Source organism: Paraburkholderia kururiensis, assembly GCF_034424375.1.
In the GTDB taxonomy this organism is placed as follows: Bacteria; Pseudomonadota; Gammaproteobacteria; order Burkholderiales; family Burkholderiaceae; genus Paraburkholderia; species Paraburkholderia kururiensis_A.
In genome coordinates, this window is record NZ_CP139965.1 from 593608 (window position 1) to 615066 (window position 21459).

A 21459-nucleotide genomic window follows, 5' to 3' on the forward strand; every position below is an offset into this window, starting at 1 on the left:
GCGCGCCCGCACTCAGCATTGCGCGGCCTGGGCCAGCCGGCCAAGGTCGAGACGCGGGCGCGACGGCAACGCCATTGATTCTCGGGAGCCGATGCTTCTGTTCTTTTCTTCTTCAGCAGCGCTAAGGAGCCGCTCGAATTCGCGCTTGACGATGCCGTAACATTCGCAGGCCTGCTCTTCGAGCCCGTCGCGGTCGAGGATGGTGATATGACCACGGCGCTGGCAGATGAGACCCGCGTCGTGGAGCTTGCCGGCGGCTTCGGTTACGCCCTCCCTGCGTACGCCGAGCATGGTGGCAATCAGTTGCTGCGTCACGTCGAGTTCGTTCGTCTTGAGCCGGTCCTGCGTGAGCAGCAGCCAGCTGGACACCTGACGCATGATGTGGTGATGCCGGTTGCACAGCGAGCTTTGCGCGATCTGCGTGAGCAACGCCTGGATGTACAGCAGCATCAGCCGGTGAATGAGGCCGTGGCGTTCGAATTCGCGCTTGAACGCCTGCGCACTCATGACGTACGCGTACCCCGCGCTGCGCACTTCGATACGCGTGGGCATGGCGAATCCGCCCATGAGTGCGGGCACGCCCACGACGCCTTCATTTCCCACTGCGGCCACTTCGGCAGTAGCGCCGTCGGCCATCAAAAAGATCATGGAAATAATGGCGGTGGCGGGGAAATACACCTGTTTTACAGGCTCGCCGGAATCCGACAGCAATTGGCCGGCTTGCAGCCGCCGCAATTGCAGGTGAGGCGAGAGCGCATCGAACTCGGCCTCGGGTAGCGCACTGAGCAGGTGGTTCTCGAGTTGCTGGGTCATCAAGTCGGGCATGATCGTTTCCACTGGGTCTGGCCACACGCCTCGTGGGCATGCGTAGGGTGAAAATGACAGGCTGGCTTACACCTCAGTTACCGCAGTGCACCAGGCGATCTGCTGGTGCATCGGGGCGTCTGGACACCATCCTCCGTTTTGCCGGCATTCCCAAAGCCAGTTGCATGCCATGTGAATCAATGCGCTGTTTACGAACGTTTTTTTTCTGACGGCGCGAATCGCCTTCTACATGGCATCGCCCGACTGTCTCACATATGAACCATCCGGAGGCGAAAAGACGGATATGGAGTATCGGATACAAATCGCTACATTTTGTTGCATTGCATTCATGCAGGTGGAATGCCCCGCCATTAGGGGAATCACGGAATGGCGCGAGGGGCGCCGGGCCGGTCCGAACCGCCGAAACACGGCTGGCGGCCTTCTATCCGGTGGCCGGAACTGTCTCATCGCTGAAACGTTAAAAGCTAAATGAAAGCGATATGGCGCATATTGGCTTTTGCACGATCGGCCTTTTCCTATTAATTCACACGGTAATTCGCTTATTGAAAATCACGAATGACACGACAGTGCATTTCTTAAGATAACCTTAAATACTCTCGCCATGCTTTCGCTTTGCGTCAGTATTACCGCTTTAAAAGAACAATGAAAGCCGAGGAATAACGAAATTACTGATGTGGGAAACCGCACGTCGCATTGCTTGTCAGTGTGGTACATGTTCGGCTCGACCGGCTTACGCGTTGCGGCAATCGTCCCGTGCCGCACAGCAAGAACGCGTGGCCCCTGACAACGACAACACGGACGCTGTCATGCACTTCATCCTGCACCTCCTGCTCTACCTCACGAACTTCGGCGACCCGTTTCTCACCGTGCCGCTCGCGGCGCTCGTGCTCGCCTGGTTCGCCGCGCAGCGCTTCTGGCGCCCGCTCTTCACGTGGGCGTGCTGCTTCAGCGCGGGCGTGCTCGCGGTCGCCGCGAGCCGCATTGCTCACGCCGGCTGGGGCATCGCGATGCCCGCACTGGACTTCACGGTGATCAGCGGACACACCATGCTTTCGAGCGCGGTGTATCCCACGTTGCTCGCGCTCTTCGCGAGCCGCAATTCGCCGCGCACGGTCATGGGTCTCTTCGGGCTGGGTCTCGCGTTCGCCATCGCAATTGGCGCCTCGCGCGTACTAATCGGATTTCACTCCACGTCGGAGGTGGTGAGCGGTCTGGCCATCGGCACGCTCGTATCGTTGGCCACGTGTGCGCCCATCATGCTGCGTCAGGCGCGCGAGGCAACGGGCGACGTCACGACGATGCGCGACCCCACGCCGTTCACCGCATTCGCACTGGCGCTCGTGGTGATCTGTCATGGCAAGGTGGCGCCGGTGTCGATATGGATCGACCACAAGGCGCCGCAGCTCTCGCAGTGGAGCAGGACACAGTTCGACGAAGCGCGCTAATGGAAAGCGAGGGGGAAAGCAAGGCGGAAAGCGAGAGGGTGCCGCGCGCACCCTTCTCTAACAGAGTCAGACCTGCTTGCCGAAGCTGGAGAGCTTCGAACTCATGCTCACGTTCAGGTCCAGTGCTTCGTGGCTCGCAGCGGCCGTGACCGCTGCGGTTTGCGCGGCGAGCGCGGCGGCCGTGGCAGAGTCGCCCGCAGCGGGGTCCGCTGTCGAACCGGAGAGCGCGCCGTGTGCGCCGTCCGCTTCCAGTGCGCCCGGCACTTCGCTCAATACCGCGTGACAGGCGGCCAGCACGTGCTCGCGGGCGCCGCGATTGAGCACCTCGTGGTCCATGCCGGGAAAGACGAGCGCCTTCACGTACGGCATGCGCCGCAGGCTGCGCCCGCCGATACCGAAGTACATATAGAACTCGTCAAGGCTGTGGTCTTCCAGGCTGAACACGAGGCGCACACGCACGCCCGAGGCATCGAGCCGCTTGAACATCGTGCGTACCTGGTGGTTCGGCGTGCTCGTATAGAGCGTGTCGCGCGAGACCGTGGCGATCGCGGCCTGTGCCTGGGCGAGCGCGTGCCGCCACATCGTGCGCAGCACGGGCCGCAGTTGCACTTCGCCGCGCACCACCTGGCTCCACTTCGCGGCGCGAATCATGGACCGCAGATGCGCGCGCGGCGAGCCTCGCGGGCGCTGCGTGGCGCCTTGAATCGTGCAGTCTTCGGGCAGCAGGAAGCTCGCCGGGTTCACGAGCACAAGCCCCCGCACCGCCGGGTTTAGCGTGGCCGCACGCAGGCCCGCATACGCGCCCGCGCAGATGCCCACCACCACGACATGGTCGTAGCCCTGGTCCACGAGCCAGTTCGCAGCATGCGAAAGATCGGCCGCGATGGCGCCATACGCGGTCTGGCCCGCCACACGCGTGTGCGTGGCACCGAGGCTCTCGCCGATACCGTCTGCGTCGATGCGCAGCGACGCGTGCCCGAGTTGCGCCACCTGCCGCGCGAGTTCGACCCCAAAACGGCCGTCGCCCACATGGTGCGTCGCGCCCGTATTGGCGATCAGCAACACGGAGCCGTGCCCTTGCGGTCCGCGATGCGGGGCCGGTTCGCACAGCACGCCGAACAGGCGTCCATCGCCGATACGTCGCGGCGATTCCACCGCGCCTTGCAGCATGAGTACGGGCGGGACGCTGCCCGGCGCGGGCGCTGGCTGCGTGCGCGGCGCGGCGTCCCTCGCGAACCAGTCCGCGATAGAGCGCAGCGTGGTATCCGGCGTTTCCGTGAGCCATGGCGGCTGTAGCGTCTGAAAATAGTTGTCGAACCCAATGGAGGTCACGTCGAGCCCCTGCGCGCTCCAGTGCTCCGCGAGATTCGCGCTGCCGTCGCGCAAGCCGCTGTGCGCGATCAGCACGCGCCGCACAGGCGGCGTTTCGAGCTTGCACAGGTCGAGGTCGCGCAACGCCTGAAGCCCCGCTTCGCTGAAGCGATGGCCGAAGATGTCGTGCGCGCCCGACGGAGGCAATGCATCGGCGCTTGAAATACGGGCCTTTTCGCGCCACGTCTGGTGCAGCACCCCCATTTCTCGCATGAAAAGACGCATGGACACCACGGGCGCCAGCATGACGAGCGATTCCACGGAGGTAAGCATTGCAGCCAGCGCGGCCACTGTGGCGCCGAATCGGAAGCCGGCCAGCGACACGCGTTCCACCCCCGCTTCCCGCTTCAGATAGTTCACGGCATCTGCCGCTTCAGCCGCCCATTGAGCGGGGCGCAACCAGTCGCCTGTATCCGCTGAATCGCCGGTGCCGAGGTAATCGAAGCGCAGCACCGGCACGCCACGCGACGCGAGGTAAATGGCGAGATGCCGTATCGCCTGATGCAGCCACATCGCTTCGTGTCCCGCCGGGTTGCAGAGCACGACGCCCTCGCCACCCTCGGCGTCGTGCAGCCAGCCGGCGTGTCCGTTGAAAACGACCGGTCTCATGTCTTTCTTTCCTGTTGTGGGTGACGCGTGGCGTCACGTTGATGTCTCCATCAGCCCTCCCTGCCGTTGCAGTATGGGTAAGGAAAATGCATGCGTTGGTGCGTTTTCACACTTACGTTGCGGCGCCCGGCAGGCACGCTGCTGGCTGCATCCTCGGGGTCTTGCAACGCCGTGGCGGGCAGTAAGTTGGCTTCCGTACAGAGGTCGAACGCCTCGCGCCGTATGGTGATTGCGCATTCTTCGCCAGCATGGAGCCCCATCGATGAGCACCGAACTTGCGCCGCACGCCGCACACCAGAACAGCATTGCCTCTCACGCCGCACTCGTCGTGCAACCCGTGATCCTCGCCGGGGGCGCCGGCACGAGACTATGGCCGCTGTCGCGCGAACAGTATCCGAAGCAGCTGATCGAGCTGCTCGGTGAAGAGTCGCTGCTTGCCGCAACGGCGCGGCGGCTGGACGGCCTCGAAACGTCGTGGACCGTCTCCGATGAATTGCTGCTCGTGTGCGGCGAATCACATCGTCATATCAGCGCTTCGCAACTCGACGATTGCGGCAAGTGCGCGCGCATCGTGCTGGAGCCCTGCGCGCGCAACACGGCGCCCGCGCTGACCGCGGCGGCGCTCGTCGCAAGCGCGAAAGGCGAGGACGCGATTCTCGTCGTCATGCCCGCCGACCACGCGGTGCCCAACGCGGCCGCGTTCCAGGAAGCGGTTTCGCGCGCGGCGCATTACGCGGCCAACGGTGCGGTGGCCACCATCGGCGTGTTGCCGCGTCATGCGGAGCCGGGCTACGGCTACATTCGCGTGGGCATGTCGATCGGCGCGGACGGCGGCTACACGATCGAGCGCTTCGTGGAGAAGCCGCATCGCGAGCTGGCCGAACAATACGTGCGCTCGGGCGAATACTGGTGGAACAGCGGCATCTTCGTGGTGCGCGCTTCGGTGTGGCTCGAGGCCATCGAAACGCTGTGCCCCGACATTCACGCGGCCTGCGTAGCGGCGCATCGCAACGCGACATCGAACGGCCGCTTCGTGCAACTGCATCCCGAAGACTTCGCGCGTTGCCGCAACGACTCCATCGATTATTCGGTCATGGAACGGCTCGCGGAATGCGGCAACCTGCCGGGCGTCGTGGTGCCCATGGATGCGCCGTGGTCCGACGTGGGTTCATGGGACTCGATCTGGGAGATCATGCCCAAAGACGCGGCGGGCAACGTGGCGCGAGGCCGCGTGATGTTCGAAGACACCACCAACACGTTCGCGCACTCGCAGGGCCGCCTCGTGGCTTGCGTGGGCCTGCGCGACGTCGTAGTGGTGGAAACGCCCGATGCCGTACTGGTTGCCGACCGGCGCAACGCCCAGCAGATCCGCAACATCGTTTCGCGCCTGCGTGCGGAGCGCGGTCCCGAAGCGGACAATCACCGCAAGGTGCATCGTCCCTGGGGCTACTACGATTCGCTCGATTCGGGCGAGCGCTTTCAGGTGAAGCGCATCGTCGTGAAGCCGGGCGAAAGCCTTTCGTTGCAGATGCATCACCATCGCGCCGAACATTGGGTCGTGGTGCGCGGCACGGCACAGGTGACGTGCGGCGAGAAGACGTTCCTGCTGACCGAAAACCAGTCGACCTATATCCCGCTCGGCACCGTGCACCGCCTGCGCAATCCGGGCAAGACGCCGCTCGAAATCATCGAGGTGCAGTCGGGCACGTACCTGGGCGAAGACGACATCGTGCGTTTCGACGACAACTACGGTCGGCTCGACAAGAGCGTGGCGGTTCAGCAGTCGACGACGCCTACGGACCCGCCAACGCAGGAACAGGCACAAGAACAACCGCAGCTCGCGCAACAACCGCAGCGTCAGCCGAATCCGCGCCTTCGCGTAGGCCGCAACGTGAAGGTACGTTGAACGCTCCAGGCACGTTCGCGGCACGCGGCGGGTGCGTCCCAGAGGCGCTTCTCGCACGCACGCTTCAGCGCGCGCCGTGATTCGCCATGAGCCGGTACAGCGTGGCGCGCGAAATGCCCAGTTCGCGTGCCGCGCGATGCGGCCGGTCGCCATGACGCATGAGCGCCACTTCGATCGCTTCGCGCTCGGCCGCGGCGCGCGCCTGCACGAGCGTATTTTCGAGCTCCCCCACGCGGTCCTCCAGTTCGAGGTCCGCTGCGGTGATCACACGCTGCTCCCCCATGACGATGGCCCTCCTGATGCGGTTGATGAGCTCGCGCACGTTGCCGGGCCACGGGTGCTCGTACATCGCGCGAATCGCGCAAGAGGAAAAGCCGCGTATCTGGCGCCGTCCGTCGATGGGCAAATAGCGGTCCAGTATGTGCCACGCGAGCAGCGCGATGTCGCTGCCGCGTTCGCGCAGCGGCGGCTGTTCGATGCCGAGCACGCAGAGGCGGTGATAGAGGTCCGAGCGAAAACGCCCTTCGGCCACGGCCTCTTCGAGGCTCACGTTGGCCGCGGAGATCACGCGCACGTCGACGTCGATCTGCTCCGTGCCGCCGAGGCGCTGAATCTTTCGCTCCTGCAGGAAGCGCAGCAGGATGGCCTGGCTGTCGAGCGGCAGGTCCGCGATTTCGTCCAGAAACAGCGTGCCTCCATGCGCGACTTCGACTAGACCGAGCCTGCGCTGCCAGGCGCCCGTAAACGCGCCGCGTTCATAGCCGAACAGAATGGACTGCGCGAGCTGCTGCGAAAGCGCGCCGCAATTGATCGCCACGAAAGGGCCGTTGCGCCGCGACGAACGCTTGTGGATCACGTTCGCCGTGAGTTCCTTGCCGGTGCCCGACTCGCCCGATATCAGCACCGACGCCTCGCTCTTGGCCACTTTCGCAATGGAGCGGAAGAGTTCTTTCATGACATCGCAGGCGCCCACGATCTCGCCGTCCATGCTGTCGCCGGGCGGCGGCGTGTCTTCCAGCATCGCCATGCTGTGTTCGCGCTCCACGGCCTCCACGATGCGCTCTGTCTCGCACGGCAGCGCGACGAAGCGCGAGAAATAGCTGTGGATGGCATGGCGCAGCGCTTCGCTCCCTGTCTGCCCGGGGCCGACTACGGCAACCCAGCCCGGCTCCCGTCGGATGAATGACGAGCGGAACGTGGCGATTTCGAGCGCCGAAAAGCCGCTCGCGAAATCGAACACGCCCACGGTGGGGCGGTGGCGCGCCAGTTGGCGCCGTAGCTGGCTGGCGGAGTTCGCGATCATCACGTTCCAGCCGTGCTGAAGCAGCACGTCGCCGAGTCCGTCGGCGGGCGCGCGCGATACGAGCACCAGCGAGCGGCGGGGAGGCGCGTTCATGGCCGCAGGCTCATGCCGGGATCCCTGCGCCGCCGCAAGGCCGCGCTACGCGTTGGCGCGCCGCTCATACGGGCAAGCGCGCCGCCGCCGGATTCAATGAGGGTCGCAATGGAGATCGCAATGCGACCCGAAAAACCCATCGCACGAATTTGCCATGACGACCCGATCCATTCCGCGCACGGCAATGCAAATCGACCAGCCAATTGGCGAGCGTAAAAATTGCCGCGCAAAAATAAAACCCTAAACATATCTACCGACTCGCCGTTGAGTGAAAAATCCGCGTTTGAATTCTTGTACCCACTGCTTTTCATCGAGCCTGCTATAGACATAGTTTGAAACGCCATTAACAAACACTCACGAATCGCGCGCGCGAAGATCGCAAACACGAGCAACAAAGAAAGCACGGGCCGCAGCCTCGTGGTGGGCTGAGGACCGTCGTCTAACCCTTGTTCTGGCGGGCTTCTCGTGCAGTCTGACGAATCGCGGCGAAGCCACCGGTTTCGTCAGCGGGCAGCTAGATTTCCAGTACGCAGAAAACGAACTTTCAATTGCCGGAGCGGACGCCTGCGCAGTTTGACCCTGCGCCGGCGTGAGAATAATTGCAGTCGTGCTGCCGGTACTTATGTACGCTACCGAACCGAATTTGACCCTCCTCGTAAATAGCATCGCCGTAACATATACAGCCCCCAGGCTTTATATGTCGCTGCAAATGAGGCAATAAATACCGCATTAAGGTTAATACAGGTAAATATCCGCAGTGATCGCCGGCATCGCGAATGCTGGAGTCCTGGAGGGCTCTATGGAGGTGCCGGAGGTGATCAGTGCAGTAGCGAAGCGGCGTGCGCGTGCCCGCAGGATGACGACGCGGAGGTTCGCCGTTCGATGCACTACCCTACTGCGCCCGCTTCCCGTCCGGCTAGCGGCGCTTACATCCTGTTGCTCCTGCAACAGTTTCCACCGGCCTGTGACAGCCTTTTACGTCGCAGCCGCAGCGTGCCGGACTGACTGTTGTATCCGGGCATCGCATCCACCTCGGAAAGCGATGCGCGACTGCCGAGGGCACCGTGGCAACCCTGCTCACTGAAACAGACGTTCGTGTGAAAGATGGCCTCACAAGGCTCTCGACAGAACAGTTGCACGAACTCAAAGAACGCGGCTTCGTTACCGTGCGCGCAATCGCGCCCCCCGCCGACGTCGCCATCATGGACGCCGTGCTTCGCGACCTGCTCGCGCGCGGCGTGGGCTTCAAGGAAGGTGCGCGCCGCGACCTGGTGGACCCGGAAGACTCGCTGGGCGCGAACAGTCTGACGGAACTCGTGCGACCGCAGAACTACGCGGCCGTGCTGCGCCGGAGCGCCTATTTCGAATCCGCTTACGCCATTGCACGCCAGGTGCTGGGCGACGACGCGGAATTCGCGTTCGACCACGCCATTCTCAAGCCGGCCTTTCACGGAGCCGAAACGCCCTGGCATCAAGACGAGGCGTATCAGGCCGAACGCGACAGCGAACGCGACCAGATCGCGTTCTGGATGCCCACCACCCTCGCGACCGTCGAGAACGGCTGCATGCGCTACATACCGGGCTCGCACAAGCTCGGCGTGCTGCCCCATCAGCCGCTCGGCGGCGACGCGCGTGTCCACGCACTGCAATGCATCGGCAACTTCGATGCAGACAGCGCGGTGTACTGCCCGTTGCAGCCCGGCGACGCGGTGATTCACGCGGGGCGCACGCTGCATTCGGCGGCCCCCAACATGACGGCCGACGTGAGGCTCGCCTATATCCTCGTGTTCGCCGGCCCTTCGCGCCGACCCGCGGCGCCGCGCGACCACAGCTGGCTGAAGCGGCCCAACGAGACGGCCGCGCGGCGCCGCAAGCTGTGGCTCTGGCGAGGCGGCGCCGTCATCGAGCTGGCCCGCCGTGTGGCGCGCAACCGCTATTACCATCCCGCGTTTTACGTAGGACGGTTGCGGCGGCTGCTGGCACGGCAAAGCAGGACATAGGCCCCGGGCGTCCACCCGAGGCGTGTCGTGCGAGCTTCCCGGGAAGGCGATACATTGATCGCCGTTCACTTCACGAGGAGCCGCGCATGTCCGACGTCAACGCGAATGCCGCTTCACCCGCCCCCGTACAACCCGTTTCCGACGAGACCCACTCTCTCGCGATGGCCGCGCGGCTCGATGCGGCCATCGACCGTGCCCTAGACGAGCAACGCATCGTCGGCACCGTGGTGCTCGTGGCGCACCGCGGCCAGCGCGCCTATGCGCGCGCCGCCGGTTTCGCGGACCGCGAGGCGCACGTCGCCATGCGCGAAGACAGCCTGTTTCGCCTCGCCTCGGTCACGAAGCCCATCGTCAGTCTTGCCGCGATGCGGCTGGTGGAAGAAGGCCGGCTGGCGCTGGACGACGCCGTCACGAAGTGGCTGCCCGACTTCACGCCGCGCCTGCCGCCGGGCACAGAGGGCACGCATGAAACCGCGCCGCGCATCACAATCCATCAGTTGCTCACGCACACCGCGGGGCTGCGCTACGGCTTTCACGAGCCGCCCGATTCGCCGTATCACCGGTTCGGCATTTCCGATGGCATCGACCACGTGCCGTTCGATCTCGACGAAAACCTGCGCCGCATCGCGCAGGCGCCGCTCGTCTACGCGCCCGGCACGTCGTGGCGTTATTCGGTGGCCATCGACGTGCTGGGCGCCGTGCTCGAACGCGTCACGCACATGACGCTGCCGCAGGCGGTGGAGGCACTCGTTACCGGGCCGCTTGGCATGCGGCAAACGACGTTTCATGTGCCGCCCGGCACACCGCTCGTGGTGCCCTACGCCAACAGTTCGACCGCGCCCGTGAAGATGCATGACGGCATGGACGTGTTCCTGCCGCCCGACGTGGGCTACGCGGTGCGCTTCTCGCCGTCGCGCGCGTTCGACGCCCACGCGTTCCCCTCGGGCGGCGGCGGCATGATCGGCACCGCGCCCGAATTGCTCCAGTTCTTCGAGACCATTCGCACGGGCGGCGCGCCCGTGGTGTCGGCGGAAACGGTGGCGCTCATGATGAAGAACCACGTGGACCCGTCCATCGAGACGCGCGGGCCCGGCTGGGGTTTCGGCTACGGCTGGGGCGTCATTCACGATGCCGCGCTCGCGCAAACGCCGCAACCGGCGGGCACGATTCAATGGGGCGGCGTGTACGGTCACACGTGGTTCGTGGACCCGGTCAACGAGTTCACGGTGGTGGCCTTCACGAATACCGCGTTCGAAGGCATGCGCGGCCAGTTCAGCACCGACGTGCGCGACGCCGTCTACGGCGCCGCGCCTGCCGTCGGCTAATGCCGCCTTAGTGGTTATGCCGCGATTCGCCGCGCGTTTCGATGATGTTGAGATACAGCGTGGCCGGCTCCAGGCACGCGCCGGTCGCATGCTGGCCCACCATGCTGCGATAGATCTCTTCCCACGGCGTCTTGTGCTGTAGCGCGGGCACCTTCCATGCGGCGCGCCGCGCGGCCATCTCCGCTTCGGGAATCAGCACGTCCACCTTGCGCGTGTTGAGGTCGATGCGGATGCGGTCGCCGGTCTTGAGCAGCGCGAGGTTGCCGCCCACCGCGGCCTCGGGTGACACGTTGAGAATGGACGGACTCGCCGACGTGCCGCTCTGCCGTCCGTCGCCGATGGTGGGCAGCGTATCGATGCCCTGCTTCAGCAGCGCGGCGGGCGGCTGCATGTTGACCACTTCCGCGCCGCCGGGGTAGCCCACCGGTCCGCAGTTGCGAATGACGAGCACCGAGTGTTCGTCCACGCCCAGCGCCGGGTCTTCGATGCGCGCGTGGTAATCCTCCGGCCCTTCGAACACCACGGCTTTGCCTTCGAACACGTCGGGATGCGCCGGGTCGGAGAGAAAGCGTTTGCGGAACGCCGGGTCGATCACGCTGATCTTCATCACCGCGCTTTCGAACAGATTGCCCGTCATCACCACGTAGCCCGCCGCTTCCTTCAGCGGCTTGCCGTAGGCGCGGATCACTTCGCGGTCGGGCGCGGGCACGTTCGCCAGGTCTTCGGCCAGCGTGCGGCCCGTCACCGTGCGCACGCTGCCGTCCAGCTTACCTGCGGTCAGCAACTCACGCATCACGGCGGGCACGCCGCCCGCGCGATGAAACGCTTCGCCCAGAAAACGCCCGGCGGGCTGGCAGTCCACGAGCAGCGGCACCTCGGGGCCAAGGCGCTGCCAGTCGTCGAGCGAATGGTCCACGCCCATGTGCCGCGCAATGGCGACCATGTGAATCGGGCAATTCGACGAGGCGCCCAGCGCCGCCGCGGCCACCACGGCGTTTTCGAAGGCGCCCTTCGTCATGATGTCCGAGGGGCGCAGGTTCTCGGCCACCATGCCCACGATGCGCTTGCCGGTTTCGTAGGCCATCCAGCCGCGCTCGCGATGCGGCGCCGGAATGGCGGCGCAGCCGGGCAGCGACATGCCGAGCGCTTCGGCCAGCGAGTTCATGGAAAGCGCGGTGCCCATCGTGTTGCAATGTCCCGCCGACGGCGCCGACGACGCCACCATGTTCATGAAGCCGTCGTAATCGATCTCGCCCGAGGCGAGCAGCTTGCGCGCGTGCCAGATCACGGTGCCCGAGCCCGCGAGCTTGCCTTGCCACCAGCCGTCCAGCATGGGACCGCCCGACAGCACGATGGCCGGAATGTTCACGGTGGCCGCGGCCATCAGGCACGCGGGCGTGGTCTTGTCGCAGCCCGTGGTGAGCACCACGCCGTCGATGGGATAGCCGTGCAGCACTTCCACGAGACCCAGATACGCGAGATTGCGGTCCAGCGCGGCGGTGGGCCGCTTGCCCGTTTCCTGAATGGGATGCACCGGGAATTCGAGCGGCACGCCGCCCGCGTCGCGAATGCCGTCGCGCACGCGGCTCGCCAGTTCGATGTGGTGACGGTTGCACGGCGCGAGGTCTGAGCCTGTCTGCGCAATGCCGATGATGGGCTTGCCCGACTGCAACTCTTCACGCGTAATGCCGTAGTTCATGTAGCGCTCGAGATAGAGCGCGGTCATGCCGGGGTCGGAGGGGTCGTTGAACCAGCGGCGGCTGCGCAGCCGGCCCTGTGTGGTCCCGGGCTGCGAGCCGCTCCTTGCAGCGTGGTTGGCCGGATCAGTGGGCGAATGCTTCGACACGCTTGTCTCCTTGTTCTCTCGTGTGGGCGAGCGCCGCACGGGAACAAGGCTTCCCGCGCGACGGCACGCCTGTGGAAGCATCAAGCTTAAACGGAACGCGCTGTTCGTGCTGCATGACAGGCGCCAGCGCCGCGGCCGGCGCGTTCCGTGGGTCCGGCAGGTTCAGTGGGCGCCGCTCGCCGCCTTGGGCGCGCCGCCTTCGTCGGGCGTGAGCTGCGCATAGACGTCGTGTGCGATTTCGAGCAGCGTCTTGCGGTTGATGCCGCCCGACACCGCGTAGCCCACGTCCCCGTCGATCCAGTAGAAGACGTTCACCGGGCCGTCCTGGTAGAGCTTGAACGCCGTCGTGTTCGTGCTCGTCTTGCGCCGCGAAATGCACAGCGTGATGCGCTCGCCGTTGTGGTCGTGGTACATGAACTGCGCCACGGGGCCGTCGGCGCTGGGCAAGAGCCGCCCGCCCATCAGATCGAAGCCGGTGCGCGTGAGAACGGGCGGACGCACGTCGGTGCCCAACCGGCTGGACACCCACTTCACGAGTTCCTGTTCGCGGTCGGCGCCCACCTCGACGGGGCGCGTCACCTCCGGCGCGTAGACCACGTGCGCGATGGCCGACTGCCGCGCAAACGACTGCCCCGGGTCCGGCGTGAAGCTCGCGTCGCGCACAGGCGCCTCGCCCGCCGTCTGGCCCATGCGGCCCGCCATCATGATGCTGCTGCCGAAGTTGCTGAACACGCCGATGCCCACGCCCACCAGCAGCGCCGCGGCAAAACCCGCGAACTGCGGCCAGTTGGCAGCGTCGCGCCAGCGCCGCTTCGCGGGCAATTGCAGGTGCGGTGGCACGGGCTCGTCGAGCACGCGGTCGTAGCGCTCGTGCAGCAGGTTGTTGAGCGAGAAGTAATGGCTGATGCGGTCCGCGAGTTCGGGTTGCCGCTCCAGCATCTGGTCGATCTCGTCGCGACGCTCGGGCGCGAGCGTGCCGTCCACGTAGGCGTGGATCTCTTCTTCGCTGATCGTCGTTTGCCGTTCGTTCATCGCACCACCTTCAGTTTTGCGCTGGATTGCGTGCCCACCATCAAGGCGCGCAACCGCTCCCGACCCCGCGAGAGCCGCGACATGACCGTACCGATCGGAATGTCGAGCGCAAGCGCGACATCCGCGTAACTCATTTCCTCCAGCCCCACGAGCAGCACCACCTCGCGCTGCTCGGCGGGCAGGCGCTGCAAGGCGAAGTCGAGATCGCGCACTTCGAGCCCGCTCGACGGATTCGTGTGTACGGCGAGTTCGTTCTCGAACGTGTGCTCTTCGTCGTCGACGGAAACATGCGTGGCGCGCCCGGCCGGGCGGCGCATCTGGTTCGCGAAGACGTTGTGCATGATCGTGAAGAGCCACGCGCGCAAGTCCGTGCCGCGCTGGAACTGATGGCTGTTGCGCAAGGCGCGCTCCAGCGTGTCCTGCACCAGGTCGTCGGCCAGTTCGCGATTGTGGAGCAGCGCGCGCGAATATCGTCGCAGGCGCGGTACGTGTTCTATCAGTTCGTCGCGGACACTCATCGTGCTTCCTTTGCGGCTTGGGCCTCGTGTGGGCGCAGGTGACACGCCGGTTCACGCGGCGGACGTCGGGGCAAACACGCCTCGCGGTGTTTTATTCCAATGGCAGTGGTCAGGGTTTTCCGGCTTCGTCACCGTACGCCGTTTTCTCCGGCGCTGCGCTGAACCTGTGCATGGTGAGCGCGTCGGCGGCGTGCATGAGCCCGTGCGCGGCGGCGGCGCCCACCAGCACGTAGCGCGTGTGGCCGTCGGTCCAGTAAAGCGCGCGCATCGAGCCCTGCCGGTACGCGCGCCATTGCGGCATGGGCTGCGCGGTGACGTCCCAGGCGCGCAACAGCACGACGGGTTCGCCCGCCGCGTTGCGGTAGACGAAGCCGGAAGCGCGGGTGAACCAGCCGTCCTGCACGGCGAGCGGTGCCACGGGGTGCAGGCCGACGCTCGAAATATTGGGCGCGGTATCGGCAAGCGTGGCGTCGGGCGTGTCGGATGCGCGCATCACGCTGCCGGTCTGATCCGCGGACGCATGCTGCAAGGCCGAAAACGCCAGGCTCGCCAGTTCGGCTTGCGGCACGCGCGTCGCGCCCGCCAGCAGACCGCCCGCCAACGCGCCTGCAATGAGCACCGCGGCAAGAATGCGAACAGCGTGCCGCGCGGCCACGCGCAGCCACGCGCGAAAGAAGGCGGCACCGTGGAGATAGCCGGCGGCGTTGTCGTCGGCGGCACGAAAGGTGTGCTGCAACTGCGCATTGAGCCGGCCATAGAACGCCACGCGCCGCGCCTCAGAAGGCCGCTTCTCCAGATAGCGGTGCAGACGGTCGGCCTGCGCGGACGCCAGTTGGCCGTCTGCGAACGCTTGCAGGTCCATTTCGGAAAGCGGTGGCTCGTGGCGGAGGTCGGTGCGGTTCATGGCAGCAGCGGTGGTGCGAGGTTCGTGGCCTGTCGTGACGTATGGCGTTGGTCGGGAGTGCTTATCCGGCTAACACGAGCCGGCGCGTCTTATTCCATCGCCGACCTTTCAGGTCTTTCAGATGGCTTGCCGGCCGTTCGCCGCGCGCGCAGACCTGCACCGAGGGAGAGCGAGGGAGACCGTTAACCGGCCGCGCACCGCGCCTATTCCCGCCTCGCAACTTTATTTCGCCTTTGCGGGTTTTCGCGGCCCGCTCGGGAATATCGGCACGGCGCTCATGGTTCGCCCGTGGCAACCCGCACCACTTTCAAGGAGTCACCATGAAGCGCTCTTCCATACTCGTTCTCTGCGCCGCCGCGCTCACCTCCACCGCCGTGTTCGCCGAAGGCAAGACGCGCGCGCAGGTGTATCAGGAATTGATCGAAGCCCAGCAGAACGGGCTCGATTTCGTCACGGACACCTCGTACCCCGACGTCAATCCGATCTTCGCCAACGTCGTGGCGCAGAGGAAGCAGCAGCGCCTCGCGCAGCAACCTGACGCGGTCTCCGGCGCCGCGAATCACGCAACGGCCGCCGCGGCTGCGCAGTAAGCTAGCGCGCAAAAAAAGCCTGCGGCGGGAATAAGCCGCCGCGCGTGCTGTTCACGGGTTCACCCACCTGGCTCAAACGAGGAATACCTGTGAACCGTCCCTTCCACTCTGCGCCGGTCTGCGTGCCATGCCGGCTCGCCGCCATCGGCGCGGTCGTGCTGCTCGCCGGCGGCGCATTCGTCTGGACCGCCGGCTGGCTGACGCCGAAGCGTCTTTCCGCCTCTGCCGTCGTCGATCAATTGCAGACCGACGGCGGCACGCACGCCGGCTACCGGCGCAATCACGCAAAAGGCCTATGTTTCGAGGGTCATTTCGAAAGCAACGGCGCAGGCGAAGCGCTTTCTCGCGCGGAGATTTTTCGTGCCGGCGTGACGCCGCTCATCGGACGCTTTTCGATGCCGGGCAGCAACCCCGGCGCGCCGGACAACAGCGTGCCGGTCAAGAGCATGTCGCTGCTGTTCAAGCTTCGCGATGGGGAGCAGTGGCGCACGGGCATGAACACGGTGCCGGTCTTCGCGGTGCGCACGCCCGAGCAGTTCTATCGGCAATTGCAGGCATTGCAGCCGGTGGCCGCGACCGGCAAGCCGGACCCCGCGCGTGTGGCCGCCTTCTATGCGGCCACGCCCGAATCCGCGCCGCTGCGCCAGTGGGTCGCCACGCACAAGCCTTCGTCGAGCTTCGCGAACGCCACGTTCTACAGCGTCAACGCGTTCCGCTTCACCAATGCGAACGGCGAGACGCACGCGGTACGGTGGTCGATGGTGCCCGAGTTGCCCTACATGGCGCTCGACCCGCAAACGGCGCACAACCCGAACTTCCTCGCGCAAGACCTGACCCAACGGCTCGCCGCGGGGCCTCTGCGCTGGCATTTGATATTGACGGTGGCCGCGCCGGGCGACCCGGTCGACGACGCCACGCGCGTCTGGCCCGCAGACCGTCCGCACATCGACGCCGGCACGCTGGTGATCGAGCGCAGCGTTCCGCAGGCTGCGGGCGCCTGCCGCGACGTGAATTTCGATCCCACCGTTTTGCCCGCGGGCATTACGCCGTCCGACGATCCGCTGCTTGCCGCGCGTTCATCCGCGTATTCCGTGTCGTTCAACCGCCGCACGCGCGAGGAAGCGCAGCATGGCGCGCCGCCTGTCGATCAAGGCAACGAAGGCAGCCAGGGAGACCATTCATGAGCACCACGCGCACTCACTTCAGCGTGGCCGCACGCGCGCTGCATTGGACCATGGCGGTCGCCATCATCGCCATGCTGTTCATTGGTGTGGGAATGGTCGCAACGGTATCGCGCGCCCATGACGTGCTGATCGCCATTCACAAGCCGCTCGGCGTCACGCTGTTGCTGCTCGTGCTGGTGCGAGCCGGCGTGCGGCTCACGCATGGCACACCGGCGCTACCCGCCGACCTGCCCGGCGTACAGCGCGCCGCGGCGAAGCTCTCGCATCTCGCGCTATACGCCTTGATGCTGGCAATGCCGTTGATCGGCTGGGCGATGCTCTCGGCCGCGGGCTATCCAGTCACGCTGTACGGGCCGTGGCATCTGCCACCTATCGCACCACACAGCGTGACGCTCTACGCGACGCTGCGCTCGCTGCACACGGTGCTGGGGCTCACGCTGTTCGCGGTGGTGCTGCTGCACCTCGCCGCCGCGCTGTATCACGGGCTGATACGTCGCGACGGCGTGCTCGCCAGCATGGCGCGCGGAGAAGGCCGCGCCTGACGAATGCTCAGGGCCACTTCGGGTCGCGCATCGTGCCCTGCTCGACATAGCGCTGGTGCCACGACAGCGACTCGTTGAGCAGATGCGGCGTGTGCTTGCCGTAGCTTTCGCGGCTTGCGCGCTCGAAGTAGTCCATGAGCATGGGCCGATAGTCGGGATGCGCGCAGTGCTTGATGACCTCGCACGCGCGCTGCTTCGGCGAAAGGCCGCGCAGGTCGGCAAGGCCCTGTTCGGTGACGATCACGGCCACGTCGTGTTCGGTGTGGTCCACGTGGCTCGCCATCGGCACGATGCGCGAAATCGCACCGCCCTTCGCCGTACTCGCGGACATGAAGCACGACAGATAGCCGTTGCGCGCAAAGTCGCCCGAGCCGCCGATGCCGTTCTGGATGCGCGTGCCCATCACGTGCGTCGAATTCACGTTGCCGTAGATGTCGGCCTCGATCATGCCGTTCATCGCGATACAACCGAGGCGCCGCACCAGTTCCGGATGGTTGCTGATCTCCTGCGGCCGCAGAATGATGCGCTCGCGGAACGTGCCGAGGTTCTGCGCGAAGCGCGTCACCGCGGCGGGACTCAGCGAAAGCGCCGTGGCCGACGCCACAGAGAGCGTGCCGTTCTCGAGCAGATCGAGCATGCCGTCCTGAATCACCTCGGTGAAAGCGGTGAGGTTCTGGAACGCGCCCTTGCCCAGTTCCGCGAGCACGGCGTTCGTGATGTTGCCCACGCCCGACTGCAGCGGCAGCAGCGAGGCCGGCACGCGGCCGTGGCGCACTTCGTGGCGCAGGAATTCGATCAGATGCCCCGCGATCTGCTGCGAGACCTCGTCCGGCTCGGAGAACGCATTGCTGCGGTCCGGCGCGTTCGTCTTCACGACCGCGATGACTTTCTCCGGCGGGCAGTGCAGCCACGGCTCGCCGATGCGGTCCGCGGGATGCACGAGCGGAATCGGCCTGCGCCGCGGCGGCAGCGCCGTGCCGTAGTAGATGTCGTGCATGCCGTCGAGGCCTTCGGGCTGCTGCTCGTTCACTTCGATGATCACGCCCGCGGCCTGCTCGATCCACGTCTTGTTGTTGCCCACCGACGTGGACGGAATGAGCTGGCCGTCGGGCGTCACGCCGCTCACTTCGATGATCGCGATGTCGATCTTGCCGAAGAAGCCGAACCACGCATGCTGTGCCACGTGGCTCAGGTGAATGTCGAGATAGTCGATGCGGCCCGCGTTGATCTGCTCGCGCAACGTGGGGTCCGACTGGTACGGCAGCCGCATCTGGATGCCGTCGACGCGCGCCAGCGCGCCGTCGAGTTCCGGCGCCGTGGAAGCGCCGGTCAATACGCGGATGCGGAAGTCTTCGCCGCGCGCGTGCGTCTCTTCGATATGGCGGGCCAGCGCGGCCGGCACCGCCTTCGGGTAGCCGGCGCCGGTGAAGCCGCTCATGGCGACGGTCATGTCAGGGCGAATGAGCTTCGCGGCGTCTTCCGCCGACATGACGCGTTCGAGGAGTTGAGTGTTCAAAATGCGTGTCGATCCCATTGCGGGTCCTCCAGATGAAATCCTCTGATGCCGGACGGTCCCGCCAGGTACGACGCGTGGTGCGATTAGAGGGAAGCGGCCCGTGGCCGGCGTAACTACGTGGCTTTTTGTCGAGTGGCTGAATGTTCGACGCCTGGCCGCTTCCGCTGCTTGACGTGCGTCAAGCGATAACGATTCCGGACCTGCAATACAGCGTTACTTCGCCGCGGGCCACAGTGTGCGGCCGAGGAACGTCAGCGTGCGGTCCCACGCCCGTTGCGACCAGACCGGATCGAACTGCGTGGCCGCGATGCGACCCGGGCCCACGGCGGTTTCGTTGGCGAACCCGTGATGGGCCAGATAGTGGTGGAACTGGAAGTCGACCTTCGCCTCGGTGAACTTCGCTGCGAGCCCGTCCACGAGTTCGGGCGTGAAGAAGCCGTCCTGCGAGGCCCAGTGGCCCATCACCGGCACCTTGATCTTCGATGCATCCACGTAGTCGAGCGGCGGGCAGCCGTACCACAGCACGCCTGCGGAGGCCTCCGGCACATTGCACAGCGTGAGCACCGTCAGCGCGCCGCCCATGCAGTAGCCCATCACGGCCACGCGTTCGGAGTGCTGCTTGAGGTATTGAACGGCGCCGCGGATGTCCTGCGTGGCGGCGTCGCCGAAGTTGAGGCCGTCCATCAGGTGATGCGCCTCTTCTTCCTCCACCGTGGACTTGCCGCGATAGAGGTCGGGCACGAGCGCGATATAGCCGCATTGCGCGAGGCGGTCGGCCACGCCGCGAATCTGGTCGTTCAAGCCCCACCATTCCTGAATCACGACGACAGCCGGCGCGCCTTCGGGCTTTTCCGGCTTGGCCAGATAGCCTTGCAGCTCCTGGCCGTCAGGGCGGCGAAAGGGAATCATGGTTCCCGTCGTGGTTCCTGCATTCGGCTTCATGGGACGCTCCTTGTTTGAGGGAGTCGCTAGCATAGCGAAACTGGTGCGGTGGCGTCGGCAGGGCGCACAGACACGAAACAACCCGGCGAAGACGCGACTACACGCCGTACACCTCGATCCGATTGCGTCCGCGCGCCTTGGCCGCATAGAGCGCTTCGTCGCCGCGCGAGAACGACTGGTAGGCGCCGGTGTCGTCGGCGAGCATCGAGTCGATACCCACGCTCACGGTCATCACGATGGCGACGTCGCCGTGCATCATCGGCGTCTGCAACACGCGCTGCTGCACGCGTTGCGCGAGCGCGACCGCCGTTTCCACCGGCGCGCCGGGCAGCACCATCGCGAATTCCTCGCCGCCCACGCGCCCGACGATATCGCCCGGGCGCAGCTCTTCGCGCAGCAGCGCCGCGAAGTGGCTGAGCGCGCGATCGCCCAGTGCGTGACCCCAGCGGTCGTTGAGCGCCTTGAAGTGATCGAGGTCGAACATCAGCACCGCCGACGCGCGGCCGCGCATGCCGCGCAGCCGTACCAGTTCGGCTTCGCTCTGCATGATGAAGTGACGGCGGTTGGGCAACTGTGTGAGGAAATCGATGGTGGCGAGTTCCTGCAACTCGGCCTCCACGCGCTTGAGTTCCGTGATGTCCGTTGAGGTGCCCACCATGCGCAGCGCGCGGCCCTCGCTGTCGCGGCTCACCACTTTCCCGCGGCTGCAGATCCACTTGTAGCGCCCGTCCTTGCAACGGATGCGGTGTTCCACCGAATACGTCTGCGTGTGATTCTCGAAGTGCGCCTGCATGGCGGCCCGCACGTATTCGACATCGTCGGGATGCAAACGCGCGATGGCGTCTTCGATGCGATCGGTCAGGTCGTGCGGCCCGTAGCCCAGCATGGCTTTCCATTCGAGCGAATAGCGGATGGTGCCGCTCGGGATGTCGCGGTCCCACACGCCGGTGCCGCTGCCCGCGAGGGCGAGCGTGACGAGCTCCGCGCAGGCCTCCAGTTCGCCGACGCGCAGGCGCAGCGCGGTCATCGATTCGACACGTTCGATGCCCGCCGCCGCAAGCGCGGCGAGTTCGGACAAAAACGTGCGTTGCGTGTTGTCGAAGGTGCGCGGCGCGTGGTCGAGCAGGCACAGCGCGCCGAGATGCTGGCCGGTGGACGCCGTCACGGCGCACGCGGCGAAGAAGCGCGGCCAGCACGACGGGGTATCCGACGTGGCGCCCGCTGCGCGCACGCGGACCGCGTGGTTTTGGAAGCGCTCGTCGGCTTGCGTGTCGGGCACGACCACCACGGTGTCCAGCAGGTTTCCGCCCGCGTGAGACAGCGCGAACAGATCGGGCGGCAGCGCCACGGGCAACGGGCCGGCACTGGCCAGCAGGCGCTGCCCGTCGCCACCCGCGCGCGTGAGCAAGGCCGCCTCTACGCCGAAATGCCGCTGCGCGAGCCGGGCCAGGGCGGCCCATTCGGCGCCGGCCGACGCCTCTACGGCAGGCGGCATGGCATCGTCATCG

The 21459-nt window shown here is 65.7% G+C and carries 18 protein-coding genes; 7 read left to right on the plus strand and 11 right to left on the minus strand.

Annotated features, from left to right (window positions below):
• Positions 1-12 precede the first annotated feature (12 nt).
• Positions 13-825 carry a Crp/Fnr family transcriptional regulator gene (locus U0042_RS02705; RefSeq protein ID WP_114810063.1) on the minus strand — a complete coding sequence of 271 codons (813 nt, stop codon included), beginning with the start codon at positions 823-825 and terminating at the stop codon, positions 13-15.
• Between the two features lie 773 nt (positions 826-1598).
• Here U0042_RS02705 and U0042_RS02710 point away from each other — a divergent pair.
• Positions 1599-2270, plus strand: a complete 672-nt coding sequence (locus U0042_RS02710) for a phosphatase PAP2 family protein (RefSeq protein ID WP_157977785.1) — start codon at positions 1599-1601, stop codon at positions 2268-2270.
• A gap of 66 nt (positions 2271-2336) precedes the next feature.
• Here U0042_RS02710 and U0042_RS02715 read toward each other — a convergent pair whose 3' ends face one another.
• Entirely contained in the window at positions 2337-4250 is a 1914-nt protein-coding gene (locus U0042_RS02715; protein WP_114809746.1) for an alpha/beta fold hydrolase, read from the minus strand.
• A 262-nt stretch (positions 4251-4512) separates the two neighbouring features.
• Here U0042_RS02715 and U0042_RS02720 point away from each other — a divergent pair, with 262 nt between their 5' ends.
• Positions 4513-6156: a mannose-1-phosphate guanylyltransferase/mannose-6-phosphate isomerase gene (locus U0042_RS02720; protein WP_114809747.1), complete on the plus strand. Its 1644-nt coding sequence runs from the start codon at positions 4513-4515 to the stop codon at positions 6154-6156.
• A 64-nt stretch (positions 6157-6220) separates the two neighbouring features.
• Here U0042_RS02720 and U0042_RS02725 read toward each other — a convergent pair whose 3' ends face one another.
• Both U0042_RS02725 and U0042_RS02730 read right to left on the minus strand, forming a co-directional pair.
• Positions 6221-7552, minus strand: coding sequence for a sigma-54 dependent transcriptional regulator (locus tag U0042_RS02725; RefSeq protein ID WP_114809748.1), 1332 nt, complete (start codon positions 7550-7552; stop codon positions 6221-6223).
• Positions 7549-7956: a hypothetical protein gene (locus tag U0042_RS02730; RefSeq protein ID WP_157977786.1), complete on the minus strand. Its 408-nt coding sequence runs from the start codon at positions 7954-7956 to the stop codon at positions 7549-7551. The genes U0042_RS02725 and U0042_RS02730 overlap by 4 nt, the downstream gene beginning before the upstream one ends.
• 660 nt (positions 7957-8616) lie before the next feature.
• Between U0042_RS02730 and U0042_RS02735 the strand changes: the two genes are divergently transcribed.
• Positions 8617-9552, plus strand: coding sequence for a phytanoyl-CoA dioxygenase family protein (locus U0042_RS02735; RefSeq protein ID WP_157977787.1), 936 nt, complete (start codon positions 8617-8619; stop codon positions 9550-9552).
• 86 nt (positions 9553-9638) lie between these two features.
• Entirely contained in the window at positions 9639-10877 is a 1239-nt protein-coding gene (locus tag U0042_RS02740; protein ID WP_114809750.1) for a serine hydrolase domain-containing protein, read from the plus strand.
• A gap of 7 nt (positions 10878-10884) precedes the next feature.
• Here the strand turns inward: U0042_RS02740 and U0042_RS02745 are convergent, their stop codons facing one another.
• From U0042_RS02745 to U0042_RS02760, 4 genes are all read right to left on the minus strand, one after another.
• Positions 10885-12723: an IlvD/Edd family dehydratase gene (locus U0042_RS02745; RefSeq protein ID WP_269814032.1), complete on the minus strand. Its 1839-nt coding sequence runs from the start codon at positions 12721-12723 to the stop codon at positions 10885-10887.
• A 162-nt stretch (positions 12724-12885) separates the two neighbouring features.
• Positions 12886-13755, minus strand: a complete 870-nt coding sequence (locus U0042_RS02750) for an anti-sigma factor family protein (protein ID WP_114809751.1) — start codon at positions 13753-13755, stop codon at positions 12886-12888.
• Positions 13752-14273: an RNA polymerase sigma factor gene (locus U0042_RS02755; RefSeq protein ID WP_114809752.1), complete on the minus strand. Its 522-nt coding sequence runs from the start codon at positions 14271-14273 to the stop codon at positions 13752-13754. The genes U0042_RS02750 and U0042_RS02755 overlap by 4 nt, the downstream gene beginning before the upstream one ends.
• Positions 14274-14382: 109 nt before the next feature.
• Positions 14383-15177 carry a transcriptional regulator gene (locus tag U0042_RS02760; RefSeq protein WP_114809753.1) on the minus strand — a complete coding sequence of 265 codons (795 nt, stop codon included), beginning with the start codon at positions 15175-15177 and terminating at the stop codon, positions 14383-14385.
• A 320-nt stretch (positions 15178-15497) separates the two neighbouring features.
• Here U0042_RS02760 and U0042_RS02765 point away from each other — a divergent pair, with 320 nt between their 5' ends.
• The 3 genes from U0042_RS02765 to U0042_RS02775 all read left to right on the plus strand — a co-directional run bounded on the left by U0042_RS02765 (position 15498) and on the right by U0042_RS02775 (position 17493).
• Positions 15498-15767 carry a DUF4148 domain-containing protein gene (locus tag U0042_RS02765; RefSeq protein ID WP_114809754.1) on the plus strand — a complete coding sequence of 90 codons (270 nt, stop codon included), beginning with the start codon at positions 15498-15500 and terminating at the stop codon, positions 15765-15767.
• Between the two features lie 89 nt (positions 15768-15856).
• On the plus strand, positions 15857-16951 hold the full coding sequence (locus tag U0042_RS02770) for a catalase family peroxidase (RefSeq protein WP_114809755.1): 1095 nt from the start codon (positions 15857-15859) through the stop codon (positions 16949-16951).
• The gene (locus U0042_RS02775; RefSeq protein ID WP_114809756.1) at positions 16948-17493 is read left to right on the plus strand and encodes a cytochrome b; all 546 of its coding nucleotides are present in this window, start codon (positions 16948-16950) and stop codon (positions 17491-17493) included. The genes U0042_RS02770 and U0042_RS02775 overlap by 4 nt, the downstream gene beginning before the upstream one ends.
• 7 nt (positions 17494-17500) lie before the next feature.
• Here the strand turns inward: U0042_RS02775 and U0042_RS02780 are convergent, their stop codons facing one another.
• The 3 genes from U0042_RS02780 to U0042_RS02790 form a co-directional block, all read right to left on the minus strand.
• Positions 17501-19027 carry an acetyl-CoA hydrolase/transferase family protein gene (locus tag U0042_RS02780; protein WP_114809757.1) on the minus strand — a complete coding sequence of 509 codons (1527 nt, stop codon included), beginning with the start codon at positions 19025-19027 and terminating at the stop codon, positions 17501-17503.
• 195 nt (positions 19028-19222) lie between these two features.
• Positions 19223-19951 (minus strand): dienelactone hydrolase family protein, encoded by a 729-nt coding sequence (locus U0042_RS02785; RefSeq protein WP_114809758.1) that lies wholly within the window; start codon positions 19949-19951, stop codon positions 19223-19225.
• Between the two features lie 97 nt (positions 19952-20048).
• The gene (locus U0042_RS02790; RefSeq protein WP_232833267.1) at positions 20049-21446 is read right to left on the minus strand and encodes a GGDEF domain-containing protein; all 1398 of its coding nucleotides are present in this window, start codon (positions 21444-21446) and stop codon (positions 20049-20051) included.
• Positions 21447-21459 lie beyond the last annotated feature (13 nt).

Bases quoted from the DNA above. Each gene is read 5' to 3' on its own strand.
- U0042_RS02705 (WP_114810063.1), bottom strand. From the start codon at position 825: ATGCCCGACTTGATGACCCAGCAACTCGAGAACCACCTGCTCAGTGCG.
- U0042_RS02715 (WP_114809746.1), bottom strand. From the start codon at position 4,250: ATGAGACCGGTCGTTTTCAACGGACACGCCGGCTGGCTGCACGACGCC.
- U0042_RS02720 (WP_114809747.1), top strand. From the start codon at position 4,513: ATGAGCACCGAACTTGCGCCGCACGCCGCACACCAGAACAGCATTGCC.
- U0042_RS02725 (WP_114809748.1), bottom strand. From the start codon at position 7,552: ATGAACGCGCCTCCCCGCCGCTCGCTGGTGCTCGTATCGCGCGCGCCC.
- U0042_RS02740 (WP_114809750.1), top strand. From the start codon at position 9,639: ATGTCCGACGTCAACGCGAATGCCGCTTCACCCGCCCCCGTACAACCC.
- U0042_RS02750 (WP_114809751.1), bottom strand. From the start codon at position 13,755: ATGAACGAACGGCAAACGACGATCAGCGAAGAAGAGATCCACGCCTAC.
- U0042_RS02755 (WP_114809752.1), bottom strand. From the start codon at position 14,273: ATGAGTGTCCGCGACGAACTGATAGAACACGTACCGCGCCTGCGACGA.
- U0042_RS02760 (WP_114809753.1), bottom strand. From the start codon at position 15,177: ATGAACCGCACCGACCTCCGCCACGAGCCACCGCTTTCCGAAATGGAC.
- U0042_RS02765 (WP_114809754.1), top strand. From the start codon at position 15,498: ATGAAGCGCTCTTCCATACTCGTTCTCTGCGCCGCCGCGCTCACCTCC.
- U0042_RS02775 (WP_114809756.1), top strand. From the start codon at position 16,948: ATGAGCACCACGCGCACTCACTTCAGCGTGGCCGCACGCGCGCTGCAT.
- U0042_RS02780 (WP_114809757.1), bottom strand. From the start codon at position 19,027: ATGGGATCGACACGCATTTTGAACACTCAACTCCTCGAACGCGTCATG.
- U0042_RS02785 (WP_114809758.1), bottom strand. From the start codon at position 19,951: ATGAAGCCGAATGCAGGAACCACGACGGGAACCATGATTCCCTTTCGC.
- U0042_RS02790 (WP_232833267.1), bottom strand. From the start codon at position 21,446: ATGCCGCCTGCCGTAGAGGCGTCGGCCGGCGCCGAATGGGCCGCCCTG.